Here is a 22,933-nt window from a genome sequence, read left to right as displayed (position 1 = left end):
CATCTAACGACGTAAGGTCTGGAATAGTAAGTAATTATTTTGAGGACGAACTCCTACGTCACGCCGCAGGCGCCGGCGGTGCCAACTGCTGCGCCAGCCACGACGGCACCCCGCCCATCAACCGGAAAAGCCGGGCCGCCTCCGCCCGAAGGCGCCCCGCCTCAGGCTCCGGCTCCGTGTCGGCGAGAGCCGCGAGCGCGGGCGCGGTGCCGACCAAGTAACCCAGCTCCTCCCGAATCCGCAGCGACTCGGCGAAGCCATGCCGCGCCTCGGCCAACTCGCCCTCCCGCAGGGCGAGTCCGGCCAGGTGGCGCCAGGTGAAGGAGAGCAGCAGGGGGTCCGAGTGCGCCGTCGCCCCCGCATGCGCCCGCCGGTAGGCGGCCCGCGCGGCCTGGGGTGAATCCGCGATGTGCTCGGCGATGAGGCCACGGCGGAAGTCCAGCAGAGGCCGCCCCGGAGCGTTCGGGGCCAGCAGCGCCGCCGCCCGCCCCAGCGCCGTACGCGCCTCGTCGGCCCGGTCCCGCACGGCAAGCACCGTGGACGCGTACGCCAGCTGCCCGCGCTCGCACGCCGCGGCCCCGCGGTCGTCGTCCTCCACGGCCTGCGCCTCGGCCGTCCGCAGCCCGTCCTCCGCCTCGGCCCAGCCCTCGCCCGTGAACAGGCACCGCTCCACCAGGAGTGAGGTTCTCTGGAGCGCCGGACGCGGCCCCTCCCGCGTGGCGAGCAGCGCGGCCGCGTCGGTCCAACAGCCGCGCGAGCGCAGCCGCCATACCGCGGTCTGGAGTGGATCGTCCCCTGCAGTCGTTCCGGAACCAGACATGGCGGTATGCGCCACGTTGCCCTCCCCGAGCACGCCATTGAGCTGTTGAGTCGTGGGCGCATCTCAGCATGGATCGGAGCGTCGGGCCAAGGGGCTGGGTGAAAGAATTCACAAAGGGCGGGCCATGAAAGGGGTTTGGCCGGGGCCCCTCGTGTCAGCTCATGCGCAGTGCCAGGAAGAAATCGAGCTTGTCCTCGAGGCGCGAAAGGTCACGACCCGTCAACTGCTCGATACGGCCCACCCGGTAGCGCAGCGTGTTGACGTGCAGGTGGAGCCGGGCCGCGCACCGCGTCCACGAACCGTCGCAGTCGAGGAACGCCTCGAGGGTGGGAATGAGCTCCGCCCGGTGGCGCCGGTCGTAGTCCCGCAGCGGGTCCAGGAGGCGGGCCGTGAACGCCTTGCGCACGTCGTCCGGGACGAAGGGCAGCAGCAGGACGTGCGAGGCCAGCTCCTGGTGGCCCGCCGCGCAGACCCGGCCCGGACGCGCCGCCGCGACCCTGCGGGCGTGCCGGGCCTCCTCCAGGGCGCCGCGAAGGCCCTCCGCCGAGTGCACGGACGCGCTGACGCCGAGCGTGAGGCGCCCGTCGCCGTCGAGACCGGCCGAGAGGGGGTCGCGGACGGACTCCAGGAGGGAATCGGCCAGCAGGCCCGACTCCGATCCGTCGTGCTCCGCGGAGACCGCGGGCAGCGGCACCAGGGCGATCGCCTCGTCACCCGTATGGGCCACCGCGATGCGGTCGGACGGCTCGGGGCCCGACGACAGCGGGTCCACGAGGATCTCCTCCAGGAGCGACTGGGCCACCGGGCCGCCCTCGATCTCGCCGCCGTCCCACTCGACACGGGCCACCACGACCTGCCAGTGCGGCGCCGCGCCCAGGCCGGGCAGCAGTACGGGGGCGGCGACCCGCAGGCGGGCCGCGATCTCCGCGGGGGCCGCGCCCGTCTGGACCAGTTCGAGCACCTCCTGGGCGAGCCTGCGCCGCACCGTGCGGGCGGCATCGCGCCGGTCGCGCTCCACCGCGATCAGCTGGGTGACGCCCTGGAGCAGGTCGAGCCGCTCCTCGGGCCAGTCGCCCGCGTCGGCCTCGACTGCCAGGAGCCAGTCCGAGAGGACCGTCTCGCGCACGTCACGCAGGGCCGCCGTGCTCGCCGCCGTCGCGGCGGAAGCCGAACCGCGCCCACTGCTCCGGATGGGGAACAGGGAGTACGTCGTGCCGTCCACCTGGACCCGGTGCGGGCCCCGGCGTCCCGTGCGGGCCGCGGCCAGGTGTTCGGCCGCCAGGCGTGCGCACACCGCCGTGGAGAGGGCGGGGCCCGCCGCGCTCGACCCCGCGATGGCGCGGCCCGCGGGGGACAGGACCCAGGCCCGCAGGTCCAGGTCGGTGCCGAGCAGGTCGAGGACGACGTCGGGGCCGCCGCCGGTGGGGCCCGACGTCATCAGGCGGCGGTGCCGGTCCACGACGGCCGCCAGGTCACCGGCCCGCTCGCCGGACACCTGGCGGACGACGTGCTCGGTGATCGTCGCGAAGGCGACCGTCTCGTTCACGGCGAAGAGCGGCAGCCGGTGCCGCGCGCAGGCCTCGACGATGTCGTCCGGAATGTCGCCCAGCTCGGCCTCGCCCGCTGCCAGCGCCGCCACCCCGGCGCCGGCCAGGAGGCGTACGAAGGGTTCGGTGTCCGAGGCGTCGCGGCGCCAGGCGAGGCCCGTCAGGACCAGCTCGCCGCCCGCCAGGTAGCGGCTGGGGTCACGCAGGTCCGTGGTCATCACACCGCGCACGGTGCGGTCGAGCTCTTCCTCACCGCCGAGCAGCCGCAGGCCCAGCGCGTCGGTGTCAAGGAGTGCGCGCAGCCGCATGGTCGTCGCCGCCGATCTTGTCTCGAATGGGATGTACAGACAGTCCATGTGTGTCGACTCTGTGTCGCCAGCTGTCGACCCTGGCCCCTCGTGTCCTGGGGTGTCTTCGGTTTCCAGGGGGAATCCGCGAGGTTGCTGAGGACCGTTCTTCATACGAATCTACAAGACTCACGCCGTGGCCAGCCAACTCCTTCATGGTTTCGGTGACTGACCCAGGTGGACGGCGGGGCGGTGTACTTGGCCCACTCCGCGTTAACAGCACATGAACGAGCAGTCGAGAGGCCTCCGGCCCGACTTGGCTGGAACCTCTCGAACGTATGACCCTCGATATGAAGAAGAAGAGAGCCTCATGGACTTCCTTCGCCCCGCCAGCTGGGAGGAGGCGCTCGCCGCCAAGGCCGAGCACCCCACCGCTGTGCCGATTGCGGGTGGCACCGATGTGATGGTCGAGATCAACTTCGACCACCGTCGTCCCGAGTACCTGCTTGACCTGAACCGCGTCGCCGAGCTGCGCGAGTGGTCGGTGGGCGAGGAGACGGTCCAGCTGGGCGCCTCGGTTCCCTACACCACGATCATGGAGGAGCTGCGCACCGAGCTCCCCGGTCTCGCCCTCGCCTCGCACACGGTCGCCTCCCCGCAGATCCGCAACCGCGGCGGCGTCGGCGGCAACCTCGGCACGGCGTCCCCGGCCGGTGACGCCCACCCGGCGCTCCTCGCCGCCGACTGCGAGGTCGAGGTGGAGTCCGTACGCGGCTCGCGCCTCATCCCGATCGACGAGTTCTACACCGGCGTGAAGCGCAACGCGCTCGCCAAGGACGAGCTGATCAAGTCCGTCCACATCAAGAAGGCCGACGGCCCGCAGCAGTACTCGAAGGTCGGCACCCGCAACGCGATGGTCATCGCGGTGTGCGCCTTCGGCATCGCCCTGCACCCCGAGACCCGGACCGTGCGGACCGGCATCGGTTCCGCGGCGCCCACCCCGATCCGCGCCAAGGCCGCCGAGGAGTTCTTGAACGCGGCGCTCGACGAGGGCGGCTTCTGGGACAGCAAGAAGATCATCACCCCCTCGATCGCCAAGCAGTTCGCGGAGCTCGCCTCCGGTGCCGCCAACCCGATCGACGACGTCCGCGGCACGGCGAACTACCGCCGGCACGCCGTGGGCATCATGGCCCGCCGCACGCTCGGCTGGACCTGGGAGTCGTACCGCGGCCAGGGCCGCAGCACTGAGGGAGTCGCATAATGCGCGTGAACTTCACGGTCAACGGCCGTCAGCAGGAAGCCGACGACGTCTGGGAGGGCGAGTCCCTCCTCTACGTCCTGCGTGAGCGCATGGGGCTCCCCGGTTCGAAGAACGCCTGCGAGCAGGGCGAGTGCGGATCCTGCACCGTCCGTCTCGACGGCGTACCGGTCTGCTCCTGCCTCGTCGCCGCCGGCCAGGTCCAAGGCCGGGAGGTCGTCACCGTCGAGGGCCTCGCGGACTACGCCAAGCACCGCGACGACGCCCACCCGGGCGGCGCCTGCGGCTCCGTCTGCGGCGGCACCAGCCTCCAGGAGGCCCGCCAGTGGCAGGCCAAGGGCACCGACGGCCAGACCGGCGAGGGCGGTGAACTCTCCGTGATCCAGCAGGCGTTCATCGACGCCGGCGCCGTCCAGTGCGGTTTCTGCACCCCCGGACTCCTCGTCGCGGCCGACGAGCTCCTGGAGCGCCACGCCTCGCCGTCGGACGCCGACATCCGTGAGGCGCTCTCCGGCAACCTCTGCCGCTGCACCGGTTACGAGAAGATCCTGGACGCGGTCCGCCTGGCGGCCGCCCGTCAGGAAGAGACGGTCTGATCATGGCTGGAACCAAGACCACCACGGGCGCGCCCACCGAAGTCACCCAGAAGCACAACAAGGGCGGCATCGGCGAGTCCACTCTCCGCCCGGACGGCACCCTCAAGGTCACCGGCGAGTTCGCGTACTCCTCGGACATGTGGCACGAGGACATGCTCTGGGGCCAGACGCTCCGCAGCACCGTCGCGCACGCCGAGATCGTGTCGATCGACACCGTCGAGGCGCTCAAGACGCCGGGCGTCTACGCCGTCCTGACGTACGACGACCTGCCCGCCGCGATGAAGAACTACGGCCTGGAGATCCAGGACACCCCGGTCCTCGCCCACGGCAAGGTCCGCCACCACGGTGAGCCGGTCGCCCTCGTGGCCGCCGACCACCCGGAGACCGCACGCCGTGCCGCCGCGAAGATCGTGGTCGAGTACAAGGAACTGCCCGTCATCACCGACGAGGCATCGGCGACCGCTCCGGACGCCGTCCTGGTCCACGAAAGCCGCACCGACCATTACATCGAGCACGTCCCGCACCCGAACATCGTGCACAACCAGCCGATCGTCCGGGGCAACGCCGAAGAGGCCGCCAAGAAGGCCGACTTCGTCGTCAAGGGCGAGTACACCTTCGGCATGCAGGACCAGGCCTTCCTCGGCCCGGAGTCCGGCCTCGCCGTACCGGCCGAGGACGGCGGCGTCGACCTGTACGTCGCCACCCAGTGGCTGCACTCGGACCTCGAACAGATCGCCCCCGTCCTCGGACTGCCCGAGGACAAGGTGCGCATGACGCTCTCCGGCGTCGGCGGCGCGTTCGGTGGCCGCGAGGACATCTCGATGCAGATCCACGCCTGCCTCCTGGCGCTGCGCACCGGCAAGCCGGTCAAGATCGTCTACAACCGCTTCGAGTCCTTCTTCGGCCATGTGCACCGCCACCCGGCGAAGCTGTACTACGAGCACGGCGCCACCAAGGACGGCAAGCTCACGCACATGAAGTGCAAGATCGTCCTGGACGGCGGCGCCTACGCGTCGGCCTCCCCGGCGGTCGTGGGCAACGCCTCGTCCCTCTCGGTCGGTCCGTACGTGATCGAGGACGTCGACATCGAGGCGATCGCCCTCTACTCGAACAACCCCCCGTGCGGCGCGATGCGCGGCTTCGGCGCCGTCCAGGCCTGCTTCGCCTACGAGGCCCAGATGGACAAGCTCGCCGACAAGGTGGGCATGGACCGGGTCGAGTTCCGCCAGCTCAACGCCATGTCGCAGGGCACGCTCCTGCCGACGGGGCAGCGGGTCGACTCGCCGGCCCCGGTCGCCGAGATCCTGCGCCGCGTCAAGGCCCGCCCGCTGCCGCCCGAGCGCCAGTGGGAGTCCAGCGAGGGCGCGGACGTCCGCGCCCTGCCCGGCGGCCTCTCCAACACCACGCACGGCGAAGGTGTCGTACGCGGCGTCGGCTACGCGGTCGGCATCAAGAACGTCGGCTTCTCCGAGGGCTTCGACGACTACTCCACCGCCAAGGTGCGCATGGAGGCCATCAACGGTGAAGCGGTCGCGACCGTGCACACCGCGATGGCGGAGGTCGGCCAGGGCGGCATCACCGTCCACGCGCAGATCGCCCGTACCGAGCTCGGCGTCCAGCAGGTGACCATCCACCCCGCCGACACGCAGGTGGGCAGCGCCGGTTCGACGTCCGCGTCCCGTCAGACGTACGTCACCGGTGGCGCGGTCAAGAACTCCTGCGAGCTCGTCCGCGAGAAGGTCCTGGAGATCGGCCGCCGCAAGTTCGGCTCGTACCACCCGGCGTGGGCCACCGCCGAACTCCTCCTGGAGGGCGGCAAGGTCGTCACCGACGGCGGCGAGGCCCTCGCGGACCTGGCCGAGCTGCTCGAAGGCGAGAGCGTCGAGGTCGAGGCCGAGTGGCGCCACCGTCCGACCGTGGCCTTCGACAAGAAGACCGGTCAGGGCAACGGCCACGTCCAGTACTCGTTCGCCGCGCACCGCGCGGTCGTCGAGGTGGACACCGAGCTCGGCCTGGTCAAGGTCATCGAACTGGCCACCGCCCAGGACGTCGGCAAGGCGCTCAACCCGCTCTCCGTGGTCGGCCAGATCCAGGGTGGCACCACCCAGGGCCTGGGCGTCGCGGTGATGGAGGAGATCATCGTCGACCCGAAGACCGCGAAGGTGCGCAACCCCTCCTTCACGGACTACCTCATCCCGACCATCCTCGACACGCCGACCATCCCGGTCGACGTGCTCGAACTGGCCGACCCGAACGCGCCCTACGGCCTTCGCGGCATGGGCGAGGCCCCGACCCTCTCGTCGACCCCGGCCGTCCTCGCGGCGATCCGGAACGCGACGGGTCTGGAGCTGAACAAGACGCCGGTACGTCCGGAGCACCTCACCGGCACCTGATCCCCCCAAGCTCTCCGGGCGGCGCGTGCCTCCCACGGAACGTCACACTTCCCGACGCCCGTGCCGCCCGGAGAACCCCAGTACCGCACCGCTCGCGGTCCCGCATCACCACGCAGCACCCACGCAGCACCCACGCTCTTCGGAGCCCCAGTTCGTCTCGGGCCGTCCCCCGGGTCGTGCGCCCAACGCAGCATCCCAAATCCCGCAGTCTCCACAGGCCCAACCCTTGCTCGACCAGCCTGTTGCGGGTGCCCCTTTGAACCTTGGGAGTTAGGCACCATGACCCAGCAGTCAACCGAGCCGAAGACCACGGCAGAGGACGCGGGCAACGGCTCACGCGTCCCGGCCGGAAGGTCCTGGCTCGACCGGTACTTCCACATAACCCAGAGAGGGTCGACGGTCGGTCGGGAGGTGCGTGGCGGCGTCACCACCTTCATGGCGATGGCCTACATCATCCTTCTCAACCCCGTGATCCTCTCGGTGCCCGATGCCACGGGACACCGGCTCGACGGTGATCAGCTGACCACCGCCACCGTGTTCGCGGCAGCCGCCACCACCCTCGTCATGGGCATCCTCGGCAATGTGCCGCTGGCCCTCGCCGCGGGACTCGGTGTCTCCGCCGTCATGGCCTTCCAGGTCGCCCCGGAGATGACCTGGGGCAACGCGATGGCGATGTGCATCATCTACGGCGTCATCATCATGCTGCTGGTCCTGACGGGGCTGCGGACCCTGATCATGGACGCGATCCCGCTGGCGCTGAAGCACGCCATCACCATGGGCATCGGCATGTTCGTCACGCTGATCGGCCTGGTCCAGGCGGGCTTCGTCACCTCCATGCCGTCCAAGTACGGCGACATGGGCGCGAAGCCGATCCAGATGGGCATCGACGACAAGCTCATCGGCTGGCCCGTCCTGTGCTTCGCCGTCACCGTCCTGCTGATCTTCGTGCTCCAGGTCCGCAAGGTCCCGGGCGCCATCCTCATCGGCATCGTCGGCGGCACCGTGTTCGCCGCGATCGTGCACCAGGTCGCGGGCATGACCGAGAAGGACTGGGGCCTGAACGCCCCGGAGCTGGGCGGCTCGGTCGTCTCCTCGCCCGACTTCGGCCTCTTCGGTGACGTGTCCTTCAGCGGCATCGGCGACATCGGCGGCATCACCGTGGGTGTCATCGTCTTCACCCTGGTCCTCGCCGGCTTCTTCGACGCCATGGGCACCATCATCGGCATCGGCCAGCAGGCCAACCTCGCCGACAAGGACGGCAAGATGCCGGGTCTGAACAAGGCCCTGGCGATCGACGGCGCCGGCGGTGTCGTCGGCGGTTTCGCCGGAGCCTCCGGTCAGACCGTCTTCGTCGAGTCCACCGCGGGCGTCGGCGACGGCGCGCGCACCGGCTTCGCGAGCGTGATCACCGGTCTCGCCTTCGCGCTGTGCCTCTTCTTCACCCCGCTCGCGCAGCTCATCCCCACCCAGGTCGCCGCAGCCGCGCTCGTCGTCATCGGCGCGATGATGCTGAGCAACGCCCGGCACATCGACTGGACCGACCAGGCCACCGCCATTCCGGTGTTCCTGACCACGGTTCTGATGCCGTTCACGTACTCCATCACGGTGGGTATCGCGGCCGGTGTCATCGCCCACGTCCTGATCAAGGCCGCACAGGGCAAGGTCCGTGAGATCGGCTGGCTGATGTGGGTGCTCGCGCTCGTGTTCCTGGCCTTCTTCGCGCTCCATCCGATCGAGAACTGGATGGGCGTCAAGTAGCCGCTCATCCTGGTATCCACACACCCGTTAGGAGACGGACATGCTGGACATCGCCGAAGAGTTGAACCGGTGGGTCGAGCAGGGACGCGACTTCGCCGTCGCCACCGTGGTGGCGGTCGGCGGCAGCGCGCCCCGGCAGCCGGGAGCGGCCCTCGCCGTCGACTCCGACGGCACGGCGATCGGCTCCGTCTCCGGCGGGTGTGTGGAAGGCGCCGTCTACGAACTGTGTCAGCAGGCACTCGAAGACGGCGGATCCGTTCTTGAACGCTTCGGATACAGCGACGAGGACGCCTTCGCCGTGGGTCTGACCTGCGGCGGCATCATCGACATCCTCGTCACCCCGGTCCGCGCGGACTCCGCCGCGCGGCCGGTTCTCGGCGCCGCGCTCGCCGCGGCCGCCTCGGGCGAGGCCGCGGCCGTCGCCCGGATCACTTCCGGACCCGCGGAACTGGTGGGCCGCGCTCTCCTCGTACGCGCCGACACCGACACCGAAGGTGGGTACGAGGGCGGGCTCGGCGGACATCCCGAGCTCGACCGCACCGTGGCGGGGGAGGCCCGCGCCCTGCTCGACGCCGGCCGTACCGGCACGGTGGAGATCGGCGAGGACGGCTCGCGCTGCGGGCAGCCGCTCACGGTCCTCGTCGAGTCGAGCGTCCCGCCGCCCCGCATGATCGTGTTCGGCGCGATCGACTTCGCGTCGGCGCTCGTCAAGATCGGCGCCTTCCTCGGCTACCGCGTGACCGTGTGTGACGCGCGGCCCGTGTTCGCGACGGCGGCACGCTTCCCCGACGCCGACGAGATCGTCGTCGAGTGGCCGCACAAGTACCTGGAGCGCACCGAGGTCGACGCGCGGACCGTCCTGTGCGTGCTGACCCACGACGCCAAGTTCGACGTGCCGCTCCTCGAACTGGCCCTGCGCCTTCCGGTCGCCTATGTGGGCGCGATGGGATCGCGCCGCACGCATGAGGACCGCAACAAGCGGCTGCGTGAAGTCGGCCTCACCGAACTGGAGCTGGCCCGCCTCCGCTCGCCCATCGGCCTCGACCTGGGGGCGCGCACCCCGGAGGAGACGGCCCTCTCGATCGCCGCGGAGATCGTCGCGAACCGCAGGGGCGGCAGCGGTGTCTCGCTGACCGGCGCGCACACGCCGATCCACCACGACGGCTCGCGGCGTCCCGCCGGGCGCATAGGATCCGTGGCCTGACCTCGGCCGGACCTATCGGATACGCCGCCCGAGATCCACTGGCTCGCCTCTCATTCCTGCTACGTTGCGTCACAAATTGACCACTTTGTGACGCAATGGGAGTACGTGTGAAGGTCGCCTGCGTCGGCGGCGGTCCCGCCGCCCTGTACCTCTCGATCCTGCTCAAGCGGCAGGACCCGTCCCACGACATCACCGTCCACGAGCGGAACCCCGCCGGGTCGACGTACGGCTGGGGGGTCACCTACTGGGGCGGCCTCCTTGAGAAGCTCCGCGCCGGCGACCCCGAGTCCGCGCGCGCCATCAGCGAGCACTCGGTGCGCTGGAGCGACGGCGTCGCGCATGTCGGCGACCGCACCACCGTCCACCACGGCGACCAGGGCCACGGCATCGGGCGCCACCGCCTCCTCGACATCCTCGCCACGCGGGCCCGCTCCCTGGGCGTACGCGTCGAGTTCGAGAGCGAGATCACCGACGCCGCCCAGCTGCCCGACGCCGACCTGGTCGTCGCGGGCGACGGCGTACGGAGCGTGCTGCGCGAGCGTCACGCGGACCACTTCGGCGCCGAGATCGCGCTCGGGCGCAACAAGTACATCTGGCTCGGCACCACCAAGGTCTTCGACTCCTTCACCTTCGCCTTCGTGGAGACCGCGCACGGCTGGATCTGGTGCTACGGCTACCGCTTCAGCGACGAGCGGAGCACCTGCGTCATCGAGTGCTCACCGGAGACCTGGAGGGGCCTGGGCCTGCACGAGGCGAGCGAGAGCGACGGTCTCGCCCTCCTGGAGCGGCTCTTCGCGGGGCCGCTCGACGGGCACGGACTGATCGGCCGCGCACAGGCCGACGGCAGCGCGCAGTGGCTCAACTTCCGGACGCTGACCAACCGGACGTGGCACCGCGGCAACGTCGTCCTGCTCGGCGACGCCGCGCACACCACGCACTACTCGATCGGCGCGGGCACGACGCTCGCCCTGGAGGACGCGATGGCCCTGGCGGGAGCGCTGCGGGGAAGCCCGGAGCTCGGCCCCGCCCTCGCCGCGTACGAGCGGGAGCGCAGGTCCGCCCTCCTCTCCGTCCAGAGCGCGGCCCGCTACAGCGCCCGGTGGTACGAGAACCTGCCGCGCTACATCGGCCTCGACCCGGCCCAGATGTTCGCGCTCCTCGGCCAGCGCCACTCGCCCCTCCTGCCGCACATCCCGCCGCAGCTGTACTACCGGATCGACCGCGCGGCCGAGCAGTTGGAGCCGCTGCGCAGGATGAAGCGGTGGCTGGGGCCACGGGTGGCGCGGACGTTGCACGGCCGGGCGGGGGCCGCGCGGGACTGAGCCGGGCCCTTACGCGCGGGGCGGGGGAGCGGAGAGCAGTCCGTCCACCGCCCGCCCGAACATCCGGCGCCCGGCGGCCATGAGCACCCCGTCGAAGGCCCGCGGCAGCCACCGCACGCGCAGATCCTCCCGCCAGGCGATCCGGGAACCCGTACCCGCGCTTCGAGGGGACACCTCGATCTCCGCCCACCCCGTGACGAACGATCCCCGTTTCTCCAGTCGGCACAGGCCCCCGCCGTCGGCGGCCGGGCGCCACGTCACGACCTCCATCACGTCGTCGAAGCCGACCGGGCCGAGCCCGGTGCGCGCGACGAACAGCGTTCCCTCCCCGCTGGGCGGCGGCGTCCGGACGGTGACCCGCGTCAGCGGGACCACGTCGGCGTGCCGCTCCCACGCGGTGAGCTTGCGCCAGACCACGTCGGCGGGCAGGGATGATTCCCGGTCGATACGGAAGAGAGCCACACGGCGATCCTGCCAGGCCCCGGAGGCGAAACCCGCCTCATACGTCCGCCACGGGAGTTACGGGCGGTAGACCTTGCCCGGCTCTGCCTTGCCCGGCGCGAGCAGCTGCGGAACCGTCACGAACACGTAGCCGCGCTTCTTCAGCTCGTCGATGATGCCCGGCACCGCGGGCACCGTCCCCTTGTAGATGTCGTGCAGCAGGATGATGCCGTCCCGCTTGGTCTGATCGATGACGCGCTTCTGGATCAGGGCGGAGTCGTCGGTCGTGTAGTCCTTGGCGGTCACGCTCCACAGGACCTCCGAGAGGCCCTCCTCGCGCGAGATCTTGTTGACGTCGGGGTTGGTGCGGCCCTGCGGCGGGCGCATCAGCGTCGGCTTGTGGCCGATCAGTTTCTCTATCGCCTCGTTGGGCCTGCGCAGCTCCTGGCGTGCCTCGTCCGGCGTGATGTCGGTGAGGATCTTGTGCGACCAGGTGTGGCTCGCGACCTCGTGCCCCTCGGCCGCCATGCGCTTCACGAGGTCGGGGTGCTCGGCTATGTGGTTCTTGCCGAGCAGGAAGAAGGTGGCGGGCACCTTCTCCTCCTTGAGGATGTCGAGCAGCCGCGGCGAGTTCTCGCTCGGTCCCGCGTCGAACGTCAGGGCCACGCACTTCGCCCTGCGGCAGTCGACCGTCCCCAGCTTCGCCTGGCTCTTGACGCTCACCGACGCGGCGTCCTTGCGGGCGGAGCTGGGCGACGTGGTGTCCACCTTGGTGCAGCCCGTCAGGGCGACGGCCATGACCGCGCAGGTCATGGCCGTCATCGAGGCGGCTCGACGGAACCCTTCGGTGGATCTCTTCATCTTGCTTCGTGCAGCGAGCATGCGAGCACTATACATAGCGTGTATAAACGAGGTGTATAGAGGGGTCGCCGAGCCGTACGCAGGAAGTGTCCGACCTTCCTACCGGCCGCCCGCCAGGCCGCTCATCCAGGCCTCGACCGCCGCCGCGCCGCGCGGTAGACCCGCCGACAGGTTCTCGTTGCCGTCGGCCGTGACGAGGATGTCGTCCTCGATGCGGACCCCGATGCCGCGATACTCCTCGGGCACGGTGAGGTCGTCCGGCTGGAAGTACAGGCCGGGTTCGACGGTGAGCACCATGCCCTCTTCCAGTACGCCGCCGACGTACTCCTCGGTGCGTGCCTGGGCGCAGTCGTGGACGTCGAGGCCGAGCATGTGGCCCGTGCCCGCCATGGTGAAGCGGCGCTGCAGGGCGAGCTCGAAGACCCGCTCCGGGTCGCCGTCGAGCAGGCCCCACTCGACGAGCTTGTGCGCGAGGTACCGCTGTGCGGCGTCATGGAAGTCGCGGTACGCGGCCCCCGGCTTCACGGCGGCGATCCCCGCCTCCTGGGCTTCGTGCACCGCGTCGTAGATCTTGCGCTGGAGCGGGGTGAACGTGCCGTCGATGGGGAGGGTCCGGGTGACGTCGGCGGTGTAGAGGGTGTGGGTCTCCACGCCCGCGTCCAGGAGCAGGAGTTCGCCGGGGCGCACGGGGCCGTCGTTCTGCTGCCAGTGCATGATCGTGGCGTGCTCGCCCGCCGCGCAGATCGAGCCGTAGCCGATGTGGTTGCCCTCCAGGCGGGCGCGGCGGAAGAAGGTGCCCTCGATCCAGCGCTCCGACGTGGCGACGGCAGTGGCCAACTCCCTTACGACGTCGGTGAATCCGCGGACGGTCGAGTCGACCGCCTTGCGCAGCTCGCCGACCTCCCAGTCGTCCTTGACCAGACGCAGGGCCGAGAGTGCCTCCTCCAGTTCGTCGTCGCGTTCCTCATCGGTCGTCACGGCCGCTTCGAGCGCCGGGTCGTGGCCGCGCACGATGCGGGTCGGCACGTCGGGCGAGGCGGCGAGTTCGGCGGGGGCGTCGCGGACGTCGCGGCAGGGCAGGCCGAGGAGCAGCTCGGCCTCGGCGAGGCTGCGCCTGCGGCCCATCCACAGTTCGGCCGTCATGCCGGTCCAGAACTCGTCGCTGTCCCTGCTGTCGCGGGGGAGTTGGTAGAGGTGCGCGTCGTGGCCGTCGCCGTCGGCGCGCGGTTCGAGGACCAGGGCGCAGTCCCTCGCCTGGTCGCCGGTCATGTGGACGTAGGCGGAGTAGGGGCGGAAGGGGTAGTGGTCGTCGTTCGAGCGGGTCTTGAGCTTCCCGGAGGGCACCACGAGGCGCTCGCCCGGGAACAGCGCGGACAGGGCGGCGCGGCGGCGCGCGGCGTGCGGGGACTGTTCGGCCGGACGCAGATCGCGCTGCTCGGTGTCGGCCCAGCCCGTCCTCATCAGGGCGGAGAGCTCGTCGGAGACCTTGGGGTACAGGGCGTTCTTGCGTGCCTTGGACTTGGCCATGGGGTTCACCTTTTCTTCCCCGTCGGGGGTTCGTGGCGCGTGCGGTGGGGTGGTTCCGCCAGCGTAGAGACCCTTGGCCCGTAAAGGAACATGTGACATAGTACTGGCGTGGCAAAGCGGCTGACCTGCGATGTTGTGGTGGTCGGCGCCGGGATGGTGGGCGCCGCCTGTGCGTTGTACGCGGCGCGTGCGGGGCTGTCCGTCGTCCTGCTGGACCGCGGTCCCGTGGCCGGCGGCACGACCGGATCCGGCGAGGGGAACATCCTCGTCTCCGACAAGGAGCCCGGCCCCGAACTCGAACTCGCCCTCCTCTCCGGCCGGTTGTGGACGGAGCTCGCCGCTGAGCCCGGCTTGGGCGCGAGCGTCGAGTTCGACGCCAAGGGCGGCGTCGTCGTGGCGTCGTCGGGTGAAGGGCTGGCGGCGCTGGGTGCGTTCGCCGCCGGGCAGCGTGAGGCCGGGGTGGACGCGCGGGCGGTCACGCCCCCCGAGCTGCGCGAACTCGAACCGCATCTGGCTCCGGGTGTGGCGGGAGGGGTCTTCTATCCGCAGGACTGCCAGGTGATGCCGTCCCTGGCCGCGGCCCAACTGGTGCGGCTGGCGCGGGGGTTGGGCGGTGATCTGCGCACCGGCTGGACGGTCACCGCCGTGCTGCGGAACGCGGCCGGTGAGGTGCGGGGGGTCCGTACCGACCAAGGCGAGATCCACGCCCCGTACGTCGTGAACGCCGCGGGCACCTGGGGCGGCGAGTTGGCCGCCCTCGCCGGGGTGGGCCTGCCCGTGCTGCCCCGGCGCGGCTTCGTCCTCGTCACGGAGCCGCTGCCGCGCATGGTCCGGCACAAGGTGTACGCCGCCGACTACGTGGCCGACGTGGCCAGCGGATCCGCCGCGCTCCAGACGTCACCGGTGGTCGAGGGCACGGCCGCCGGGCCCATCCTGATCGGCGCGAGCCGCGAGCGGGTCGGCTTCGACCGCTCCTTCTCCCTGCCGGTGATGCGGGCCCTCGCGGCCGGGGCGACCCGGCTCTTCCCGTTCCTGGCGGGCGTCCGTGCGATGCGGGCGTACGTGGGCTTCCGCCCCTACATGCCGGACCACCTCCCCGCCATCGGCCCCGACCCCCGCGTGCCGGGGCTCGTCCACGCCTGCGGTCACGAGGGCGCGGGGATCGGACTCGCCGCGGGGACGGGCCACTTGATCGCCCAAGTGCTGAGCGGGGCGAGCCCTGACCTTGACCTCGCTCCGTTTCGCCCCGACCGGTTCGCCGGGCATTCCCCCGACAGTGCGCCCAAGGAGTCGCCATGAGCAGACGCACCCCCCTGAACCTGGTCCGCGCCCACCCGTCCCCACCGCACACCGTCACGTTCGACGGCCGCGAGATCCAGGCCCTGCCCGGCCAGACGGTGGCCGCCGCGCTCTGGTCGGCGGGCATCACCGTTTGGCGCACGACGCGGAGGGAGGGCGAGCCGAGGGGAGTCTTCTGCGGCATCGGGGTCTGCTTCGACTGCCTGGTGGAGATCAACGGCCGCCCGAACCAACGGGCTTGCCTGGTTCCGGCGTCGCCGGGCGACGAGATCAGGACGCAGGGCGGCGGGGAGGTGGGGTCGCGGTGATGTGTGCGTCGGAGGTGCTGCGGGTTCGTTCTGGGGGCGGGGCCGCGCCGGTGTGTCCGTCCTCGCTATCGTCCGGTGGCCGCTTTGGTGCTTCGGGTTCGGAGTGCCGCGAGCCGTGCTCCGGGCGGACATACCGGAGCGTCCCCTCACGAGCGTTCCCGGCTGCGGGGTACCGGGTGGGCGGGTGCGAAAGCTCGTTCGTCCGGGGGTGGATGCGGGGGGACGGGCTGGTGGGCGGGAGAGGCTTGTTCGGGGAGGGGCGGTGACGGCGGGCGCGGAGCCGCCGAGCGCGGCAGTGATCGGCGCAGGGCCCGCCGGCCTGGCCGCCGCACTCGCCGCGGCTCAGCGGGGCGTGCGAGTGACGGTGATCGACTCGGCTCCGCAGGCGGGCGGACAGTTCTACCGCCGACCCGCCGAAGCGCTCGGCGCACGCCGGCCGCAGGCCCTGCACCACCAGTGGCGGACCTGGGAGCGACTGCGGGACGGGCTCGCGGAACAGATCACCGCGGGCCGCATCACGCACTTGACGGAGCATCACGTCTGGTTCGTGGAGCGTCGCATCGGGGGAGCGGCGGCCCCGCAGCAGCAGCCGAGGAGTTCGCGGCGGCCGCAGGCCGGGGCGCACGGTTTCCTCGTGCACGCCCTCCTCGGCCCCGCGCAGGAAGAGTCCGTGGCCGTGCACGCCGACGCCGTACTTCTCGCGACCGGCGGGTACGAGAAGGTCCTGCCGTTCCCCGGCTGGACCCTGCCCGGCGTAATCACCGCCGGAGGCGCCCAGGCCATGCTCAAGGGAGGCCTCGTGCTTCCCGGGCGTACCGTCGTCGTGGCCGGAACGGGGCCGCTGCTCATGCCCGTCGCCGCAGGCCTCGCGGCGGCCGGTGCCGACGTGGCCGCCCTGGTCGAGTCCGCCGACCCGAAGTCCTTCGCCCGGCAGGCGGCCACCCTCGCCGCCCACCCGGACAAGCTCGCCGAAGGCGCCCGGTACGCGGCCCAACTGCTGCGCCACCGTGTCCCGTTGCCCCCCCGCCACACCGTCGTCGAAGCGCACGGCAAGGACGCCCTGGAAGCGGTGACCATCGCCGCCCTCGACACGGCGGGGCGCGTCAGGCCCGGCACCGAGCGCCGCATCCCCTGCGACACCCTCGCCGTCGGTCACGGCATGCTCCCGCACACCGATCTCGCCGAAGGGCTCGGCTGTCGCGTCGACGGCCTGAACGTCACCGTCGACGCCGAGCAGCGCACTGACGTCCCCGGCGTCTGGGCCGCGGGCGAGACCACCGGCATCGGGGGCGCCGCCCTCTCACTCGCCGAGGGGCACATCGCCGGGCGCTCGCTCGCCGCCCGCCTCCGGGGAAGTGAACCCGACCCGCGCGCATGGGCCTCCGCCGCCAAGTCCCGTACGAAGATGCGGGAGTTCGCCGCGGCGCTCGGCGCCGTGTACGTGCCGCCCGCGCACTGGACCGAACAGCTCCACGACGACACCCTCGTCTGCCGCTGCGAGGAGGTGCCGGCGTCGGCCGTCCGCGAGGCCGTCGAGGAGCTCGGGGCCACCGACGCGCGGACCGTGAAACTCCTGACCCGGGCCGGCATGGGCTGGTGTCAGGGCCGGATGTGCTCGGCGGCCGTCGCCGGTCTCGCGGGCTGCGAAGAGCGCTCCGCACGGCGGCCGTTCGCCCGGCCGGTGCCGCTCGGCGTCCTCGCGGAGGAACGGGCCGCCGACGACACCGACGACGAACAGAACCTCTCCTAGCCACCGCACCCCCGACGAAAGGACCACGCCCATGAACGCACCCGCCGAACGACCCCGCCCCTGGCACGGCGTCCTCGTCGCCACCGCACTCCCGCTGAACGACGACCTCTCCGTCGACTACGGCCGCTTCGCCGAGCACTGCGCCTGGCTCGTGGAGAACGGCTGCGACGGCGTCGCGCCCAATGGATCGCTCGGCGAGTACCAGGTGCTCACCCCCGAGGAGCGCGCCAAGGTCGTGGAGACCGCCGTCGCGGCGGTCGGCGGCGACCGCGTGATGCCAGGCGTCGCGGCCTACGGATCCGCCGAGGCCCGCCGCTGGGCCGAGCAGGCCAAGGACGCGGGCTGCGCCTGCGTGATGCTGCTGCCGCCGAACGCCTACCGCGCCGACGAACGCTCCGTCCTCGCCCACTACGCCGAGGTCGCCGGGGCGGGCATCCCGGTTGTGGCGTACAACAACCCCATCGACACCAAGGTCGACCTGGTGCCGGAGCTCCTCGCGAAGCTGCACGCCGAGGGGTACGTCCACGCCGTCAAGGAGTTCTCCGGAGACGTCCGCCGCGCCTACCGCATCGCCGAACTCGCCCCGGAGCTGGACCTGTTGATCGGCGCCGACGACGTCCTGCTCGAACTGGCGATAGCGGGCGCCAAGGGCTGGATCGCCGGCTACCCGAACATGCTGCCCGCCGCGTCAGTGGAGCTCTACCGCGCGGCCGTGGCCGGTGACCTGGAGACGGCGACCAAGCTCTACCGGCAGCTGCACCCGCTGCTCCGCTGGGACTCCAAGCCCGAGTTCGTCCAGGCCATCAAGCTGTCCATGGACATCGCGGGACGCCACGGCGGCCCCTGCCGCCCGCCCCGCGTGCCGCTGCTTCCCGAACAGGAGAAGGCGGTGCGCACCGCCACCGAACGGGCCATCGCCGCCGGGCTCGCCTGACGTCCCGGCCCGCCCCGTACTCGTAGGAGTCGTAGGGCTCGTAGGGCTCATACAGATCCGTACAGACCCGTACACAAGGCGAAAGGCACCGCACCATGCGCAGCAAGCTCGTCCTGCACGCGGTCGACTCCCACACCGAAGGCATGCCGACGCGGGTCGTCACCGGTGGCATCGGAACCGTCCCCGGCGCGACGATGAACGAGCGCAGGCTCCACTTCCGCGAGCACCGCGACGCCATCAAGCAGCTCCTGATGAACGAACCGCGCGGCCACGCGGCGATGAGCGGCGCGATCCTCCAGCCGCCCACCCGGCCCGACTGCGACTACGGCGTGATCTACATCGAGGTCTCGGGCTATCTGCCGATGTGCGGGCACGGCACCATCGGCGTCGCCACCGTCCTCGTCGAGACCGGCATGGTCGAGGTCGTCGAGCCGGTCACCACGATCCGCCTGGACACCCCGGCGGGCCTCGTCGTCGCCGAGGTCGCCGTCCGGGACGGTGCGGCGAAGTCCGTCACGCTGAAGAACGTGCCGTCCTTCGCCGTCGCCCTGGACCGAAAGATCACCCTGCCGGACGGCCGTTCGGTGACGTACGACCTGGCCTACGGCGGCAACTTCTACGCGATCCTGCCCCTGGACCAGTTCGGCCTGCCCTTCGAGCGCGGCCGGGGGGACGACATCCTGCAGGCGGGCCTCTCGCTCATGGAGGCGATCAACGCCGAGGCCGAGCCCGTGCACCCGCAGGACCCCTCCATCCGCGGCTGCCACCACGTCCACCTCTACGCGCCCGGCGCCACCGCCCGGCACTCCCGGCACGCGATGGCCATCCACCCCGGCTGGTTCGACCGCTCGCCGTGCGGCACCGGCACGAGCGCGCGCATGGCGCAGCTGCACGCCCGCGGAGAGCTGCCCCTTGACACCGAGTTCGTCAACGAGTCCTTCATCGGCACCCAGTTCACCGGGCGGCTCCTGGGCACCACCGAGGTGGCGGGCATCCCCGCCGTGCTGCCCAGCTTCACCGGGCGCGCCTGGGTGACCGGCACCGCCCAGTACCTCCTCGATCCCGATGACCCCTTCCCCGCGGGATTCGTTCTCTAGGGGCTCTAGGGGCTCTAGGGGCACGGCCGCCGGGGCTCCGGCGGGCTGGGATACTCGAGGCACTCGACGTAGCACGTGACATTGCATGAAGGAGGAGCCGCCCCCATGGCCGCCCAGCGCAACCGCGCTCCGTCCGCAGCCCCCGCCGCCCTGCCCAGCCTGGGCGGGACGCGCAGCAGCTACCGCGAGCGGGTCGCGGACGCGCTGCGGGCCGCGCTCATCGCGGGGGAGCTGCGCGCGGGCGAGGTCTACTCGGCGCCCACCCTCGCCGTGCGCTTCGGCGTCTCCGCCACACCGGTGCGCGAGGCCATGCTCGACCTCGCCAAGGAGGGGCTCGTCGACACGGTGCCGAACAAGGGCTTCCGGGTCACCGCGGTCTCCGAGAAGCAGCTCGACGAGTACAAGCACATCCGCGCCCTGATCGAGATCCCGACCACGGCGGAGCTCGCCACGTCGGCGGACCCCGCCGTGCTCGAAGCGCTGCGTCCCGTCGCACAGGAGATCGTCAGCGCGGCGGCGGACGGCGACCTCATCGCGTACGTGGAGGCCGACATCCGCTTCCACCTCGGTCTGCTCAGGCTCTCCGGCAACGACCACCTGGTCGAGGTGGTCGGCGACCTGCGCAAGCGCTCACGCCTGTACGGACTCCAGGCGCTGGTCGACGCGGGCCGTCTGGAGGCATCGGCCGAGGAGCACCTGGAGATCCTGGACGCGCTGCTCGCCCGTGACCAGGACGCCGTACGTGCGGTGATGACCCGGCATCTCGGTCACGTGCGCGGCCTGTGGGCGGCCGAGTAGCTCAGTGGTGGTTCGGGATCAGGAACAGGTGGATCGACTGGTCCTTCTCGCGCAGCTGGCTCTCCGCGCCCTTCTTCGCCCAGTCGGACACCACCACCACGTAGTCGGACGAGACCCAGGACACGCCCTCGGGGTTGCCGTAGACCGTACGGCCCTTGCCGTCGGTGGGCAGGCGGTAGACCGTGCCCTCGTCGACCTGCCACTTCTTGGTGGAGAGGCGGCCCACCCAGAGCGCGGACGAGGCCTGTGACAGGACGGCGATCCGGCCGTCGCGCACGGACACGCTCGCGTAGTCCTCGAAGGGCAGCGACTTGGGCAGCTGGATCGTGCCCGTGCGGATCCAGCGCTTGCCGCCGCGCCGGAAGACCTGGATACGGCCGCCGCCCGGCGTCCGGCCCTTCTTGCCGCCCTCGCACCGGTTGCCCTCGCACAGGGCGAGGAGGTAGCCCGTGCCCGAGCGCTCGACCCACTCCAGGCCTTCCATGCCCTTGTTGGCGTCCGCCAGATCGAACTCCAGCTGCGCGGAGCCGATCGGGCGCAGCTTCGCGTCGTACTCCTGGACGCGGGCGCGGAAACCCTTGGACTTGACCGGTTCGGCCTCGCTCAGCGTGTAGTAGCGGTCGCGCCGCTCGTCGTGGGCGATGTCCTCGTACCCCTCGTTCGCCTTCGTGCTGCCCTTCTTCTTGGTCTTGCCGTGGGTGAGGACGCCGTTCTCCGGTGCCTTGGGCGACAGTTCGCTGCTGACCCGGATGAGGGAGGGCAGGTTGTCGCAGACGATCAGGAAGGCGCCGTCGTGGTAGAGGACACCACTGGCTTCCAGGCGGGTGCCCGCGCCGTCGCCGATCAGGTCCTGGATCTTGGCTTCCTTGACCAGGCGGAGCTCGCTCGGCGCCTTGGCCTTGGCCGGCTTCTTCGTTGCGGTCATGAGGGCAGTACCTCCATCGCGCCGGGGAACGTCGCCCCGCTGGCTCCGTTGGGATAGGTCTTGCGCAGCTCGGCAAGCTGCTGGCGTGCGTGGTCGTAGCGCATGCGCGTGTAGTGGAAGATCCCGTACGTGAACTGCGAGCCGCGGCTCATCTCCCACTGCCGGTACGCGGCGCGGTACACCTCGTCGTTGGTGAACTGCCGCCCGGTGAAGGGCTGTCCGTGCGGGCTGGTGGACTCGCCGTACGCGGCGGACGAGATGAGCTGCCACAGCCCGTCGGTCCGCCCCGACCCCTCCGCGCCGAGCAGCGCCGCGACCCGCTCGGGGCCGAACTCCGTGTCCAGGAGGAATTCGAGGTGGTCCAGGTAGTACTGGCAGAAGTCGTGGTGCCGCAGCAGGTTGGTGAACAGCGGCAGGTGCGAGACCTCGTGCGGCGCGTGGGTGATCCGGCAGTAGTCGCGGCTCATCGCGGGCCAGTCGAGCAGGTCCGTGTACTGCCACTGCGTCGAGAAGAAGTCGATGCCCGAGCTGTTGTCGTAGTCCCACGGGATGAACGTGAAGTACGGACGCGACATGAAGCCCGTCGGGTCGCCGAGCCGGCCCGAGTTGTAGAGGTAGTAGTTCGAGGGCGTCGCGAAGTAGTTGTCCCAACTGCCCAGCAGGACATTGGCGCCCGCCCAGCGCAGGAAGGCGGGGACGTTCATGACCTGCTCGACCGCGTCACGGAAGGCGTTGGTCGCGAACTTGTCCTCACCGCCCGGCAGTTGGACTCCGTTGACGGTCCTCACGAGCGTGGCGAGGTCGTCGTAGGTGTTCGCGGAAGGGTTGTCCTCGTTCGTCTTCAGGCGGTACGTACGGTCGTCCTCCAGGCTGCCCGCCGTGAAGTACTGCCGTCCGCTGTCGGCGCCGTCCGTGCCGGAGCGGTGCTCCAGGGTCGCGCAGCCGACGTCGCCGCAGTACGCCTTGTAGAGGTTGCCCTCGGAGTTCTTGCCGAAGTGGTCCTTGAGGAGCTTCTTGTCGACCTGCTCGATGACCGAGAAGAGGCCCATGTAGCGGTCGTTGAGGGAGAACGTCGCGTACGTGTGCTGCGCCGCCGGGATGCCCGCGCGCTCCAGGAGCCGCCAGGCGACGGCCTCGCGCATCTGCGAGGGGTCGTTGTACATCGCCTTGAGGTTGATCCGCTCCATGCCGTAGAGCCGGTCCTCGCTCTCGCCGACCTCGAAGTCGATCTTCCAGGAGCGCTTGGGCGCGTGAGCCGTCATGTTGCCGCTGTTGACCATCGAGAACGACGGTGTCGCGAGCAGCGTGTCGTCGGGGGTGTCGCTCCTGGCCAGGGTCAGCCGGGCGCCCTGCGGCGCCTCCATCACCTCGTCGGCCGTCAGGACGCCGGGCGGCCAGCCGGTGACCTTGACCTGATACATGTCCTGAGCGAAGAACTCCGCTTTGTTCTCCGCCGAGTTGAGGAAGTCGTCGACGATCCGGCCTATCGCGGTGAGCTGTCCGTCCGCGTCGAGAAGGACGAGGTCGGCGACCGTCGGGGCACCCCCCTGCTCGGCGAGCAGCAGGTCGTACAACGTGCTGAACTCGGCCTTCGTCCGCAGCGCGGCATCGGCCGGACCTGTGGTCGCGTTGGCCCGCTCGGCGAGCCGCCGCCCCGTGCCCGGCGCCAGCGCGGACACCGCGATGACCTGGTTCTTGAACGCGTCCCGGAACGTTCCCTTGCCGATGGTCCTGTCCACTGGGCCTCCCTGGGCGTGCCTGGGGTGCTGGGGTGAACCTTCCTCTCTACGCCCGACGCCACATGACCG

Annotated in this window: 19 protein-coding genes; 12 read left to right on the top strand and 7 right to left on the bottom strand. The window is 70.9% G+C overall.

Features of this window, described 5'->3' with window-relative positions; translation table 11 throughout:
* Positions 1–58 precede the first annotated feature (58 nt).
* On the bottom strand, positions 59–820 hold the full coding sequence (locus ACFUPX_RS38130) for a hypothetical protein (RefSeq protein ID WP_383333206.1): 762 nt from the start codon (positions 818–820) through the stop codon (positions 59–61).
* A gap of 154 nt (positions 821–974) precedes the next feature.
* A complete protein-coding gene (locus ACFUPX_RS38125) occupies positions 975–2,675 on the bottom strand; it encodes a PucR family transcriptional regulator (RefSeq protein WP_383333210.1) in 1,701 nt (566 codons plus the stop codon).
* A gap of 349 nt (positions 2,676–3,024) precedes the next feature.
* Between ACFUPX_RS38125 and ACFUPX_RS38120 the strand changes: the two genes are divergently transcribed.
* From ACFUPX_RS38120 to ACFUPX_RS38095, 6 genes are all read left to right on the top strand, one after another.
* A complete protein-coding gene (locus ACFUPX_RS38120; protein ID WP_383333204.1) occupies positions 3,025–3,915 on the top strand; it encodes an FAD binding domain-containing protein in 891 nt (296 codons plus the stop codon).
* Positions 3,915–4,508 carry a (2Fe-2S)-binding protein gene (locus tag ACFUPX_RS38115; RefSeq protein ID WP_383333202.1) on the top strand — a complete coding sequence of 198 codons (594 nt, stop codon included), beginning with the start codon at positions 3,915–3,917 and terminating at the stop codon, positions 4,506–4,508. Before ACFUPX_RS38120 ends, ACFUPX_RS38115 begins: the two co-directional genes overlap by 1 nt.
* Before the next feature lie 2 nt (positions 4,509–4,510).
* Complete coding sequence (gene pucD / locus ACFUPX_RS38110; RefSeq protein WP_383333200.1) at positions 4,511–6,901, top strand: xanthine dehydrogenase subunit D; 2,391 nt, start codon at positions 4,511–4,513, stop codon at positions 6,899–6,901.
* 279 nt (positions 6,902–7,180) lie between these two features.
* Positions 7,181–8,659 (top strand): NCS2 family permease, encoded by a 1,479-nt coding sequence (locus ACFUPX_RS38105; RefSeq protein ID WP_383333198.1) that lies wholly within the window; start codon positions 7,181–7,183, stop codon positions 8,657–8,659.
* Between the two features lie 40 nt (positions 8,660–8,699).
* Positions 8,700–9,863 carry an XdhC family protein gene (locus tag ACFUPX_RS38100; protein WP_383333196.1) on the top strand — a complete coding sequence of 388 codons (1,164 nt, stop codon included), beginning with the start codon at positions 8,700–8,702 and terminating at the stop codon, positions 9,861–9,863.
* A 95-nt stretch (positions 9,864–9,958) separates the two neighbouring features.
* Complete coding sequence (locus ACFUPX_RS38095) at positions 9,959–11,185, top strand: FAD-dependent monooxygenase (protein WP_383333195.1); 1,227 nt, start codon at positions 9,959–9,961, stop codon at positions 11,183–11,185.
* A gap of 9 nt (positions 11,186–11,194) precedes the next feature.
* On the opposite strand, the gene ACFUPX_RS38090 is transcribed toward ACFUPX_RS38095, so the two are convergent.
* From ACFUPX_RS38090 to ACFUPX_RS38080, 3 genes are all read right to left on the bottom strand, one after another.
* On the bottom strand, positions 11,195–11,647 hold the full coding sequence (locus ACFUPX_RS38090; protein WP_383333193.1) for an SRPBCC family protein: 453 nt from the start codon (positions 11,645–11,647) through the stop codon (positions 11,195–11,197).
* 57 nt (positions 11,648–11,704) lie between these two features.
* Positions 11,705–12,508 carry a polysaccharide deacetylase family protein gene (locus ACFUPX_RS38085; RefSeq protein ID WP_383333191.1) on the bottom strand — a complete coding sequence of 268 codons (804 nt, stop codon included), beginning with the start codon at positions 12,506–12,508 and terminating at the stop codon, positions 11,705–11,707.
* 78 nt (positions 12,509–12,586) lie between these two features.
* A complete protein-coding gene (locus ACFUPX_RS38080; RefSeq protein ID WP_383333189.1) occupies positions 12,587–14,014 on the bottom strand; it encodes an aminopeptidase P family protein in 1,428 nt (475 codons plus the stop codon).
* Between the two features lie 108 nt (positions 14,015–14,122).
* Between ACFUPX_RS38080 and ACFUPX_RS38075 the strand changes: the two genes are divergently transcribed.
* From ACFUPX_RS38075 to ACFUPX_RS38050, 6 genes are all read left to right on the top strand, one after another.
* Positions 14,123–15,313 carry an NAD(P)/FAD-dependent oxidoreductase gene (locus ACFUPX_RS38075; RefSeq protein ID WP_383333188.1) on the top strand — a complete coding sequence of 397 codons (1,191 nt, stop codon included), beginning with the start codon at positions 14,123–14,125 and terminating at the stop codon, positions 15,311–15,313.
* Complete coding sequence (locus ACFUPX_RS38070; protein WP_383333186.1) at positions 15,310–15,621, top strand: (2Fe-2S)-binding protein; 312 nt, start codon at positions 15,310–15,312, stop codon at positions 15,619–15,621. Before ACFUPX_RS38075 ends, ACFUPX_RS38070 begins: the two co-directional genes overlap by 4 nt.
* A gap of 262 nt (positions 15,622–15,883) precedes the next feature.
* A complete protein-coding gene (locus ACFUPX_RS38065; RefSeq protein ID WP_383333184.1) occupies positions 15,884–17,371 on the top strand; it encodes an FAD-dependent oxidoreductase in 1,488 nt (495 codons plus the stop codon).
* A gap of 31 nt (positions 17,372–17,402) precedes the next feature.
* Positions 17,403–18,305: a dihydrodipicolinate synthase family protein gene (locus ACFUPX_RS38060; protein ID WP_383333183.1), complete on the top strand. Its 903-nt coding sequence runs from the start codon at positions 17,403–17,405 to the stop codon at positions 18,303–18,305.
* 95 nt (positions 18,306–18,400) lie between these two features.
* Positions 18,401–19,402, top strand: a complete 1,002-nt coding sequence (locus tag ACFUPX_RS38055; protein WP_383333181.1) for a proline racemase family protein — start codon at positions 18,401–18,403, stop codon at positions 19,400–19,402.
* A 105-nt stretch (positions 19,403–19,507) separates the two neighbouring features.
* Entirely contained in the window at positions 19,508–20,200 is a 693-nt protein-coding gene (locus ACFUPX_RS38050) for a GntR family transcriptional regulator (protein WP_383333179.1), read from the top strand.
* Position 20,201: 1 nt separating this feature from the next.
* Here the strand turns inward: ACFUPX_RS38050 and ACFUPX_RS38045 are convergent, their stop codons facing one another.
* Both ACFUPX_RS38045 and ACFUPX_RS38040 read right to left on the bottom strand, forming a co-directional pair.
* Positions 20,202–21,125, bottom strand: coding sequence for a hypothetical protein (locus ACFUPX_RS38045; RefSeq protein ID WP_383333177.1), 924 nt, complete (start codon positions 21,123–21,125; stop codon positions 20,202–20,204).
* Positions 21,122–22,864 (bottom strand): CotH kinase family protein, encoded by a 1,743-nt coding sequence (locus ACFUPX_RS38040; RefSeq protein ID WP_383333175.1) that lies wholly within the window; start codon positions 22,862–22,864, stop codon positions 21,122–21,124. Before ACFUPX_RS38040 ends, ACFUPX_RS38045 begins: the two co-directional genes overlap by 4 nt.
* Positions 22,865–22,933 lie beyond the last annotated feature (69 nt).

It is taken from the genome of Streptomyces sp. NPDC057302 (assembly GCF_042667685.1).
GTDB lineage: Bacteria > Actinomycetota > Actinomycetes > Streptomycetales > Streptomycetaceae > Streptomyces.
This window is presented reverse-complemented; position numbering and strand designations above follow the sequence as displayed.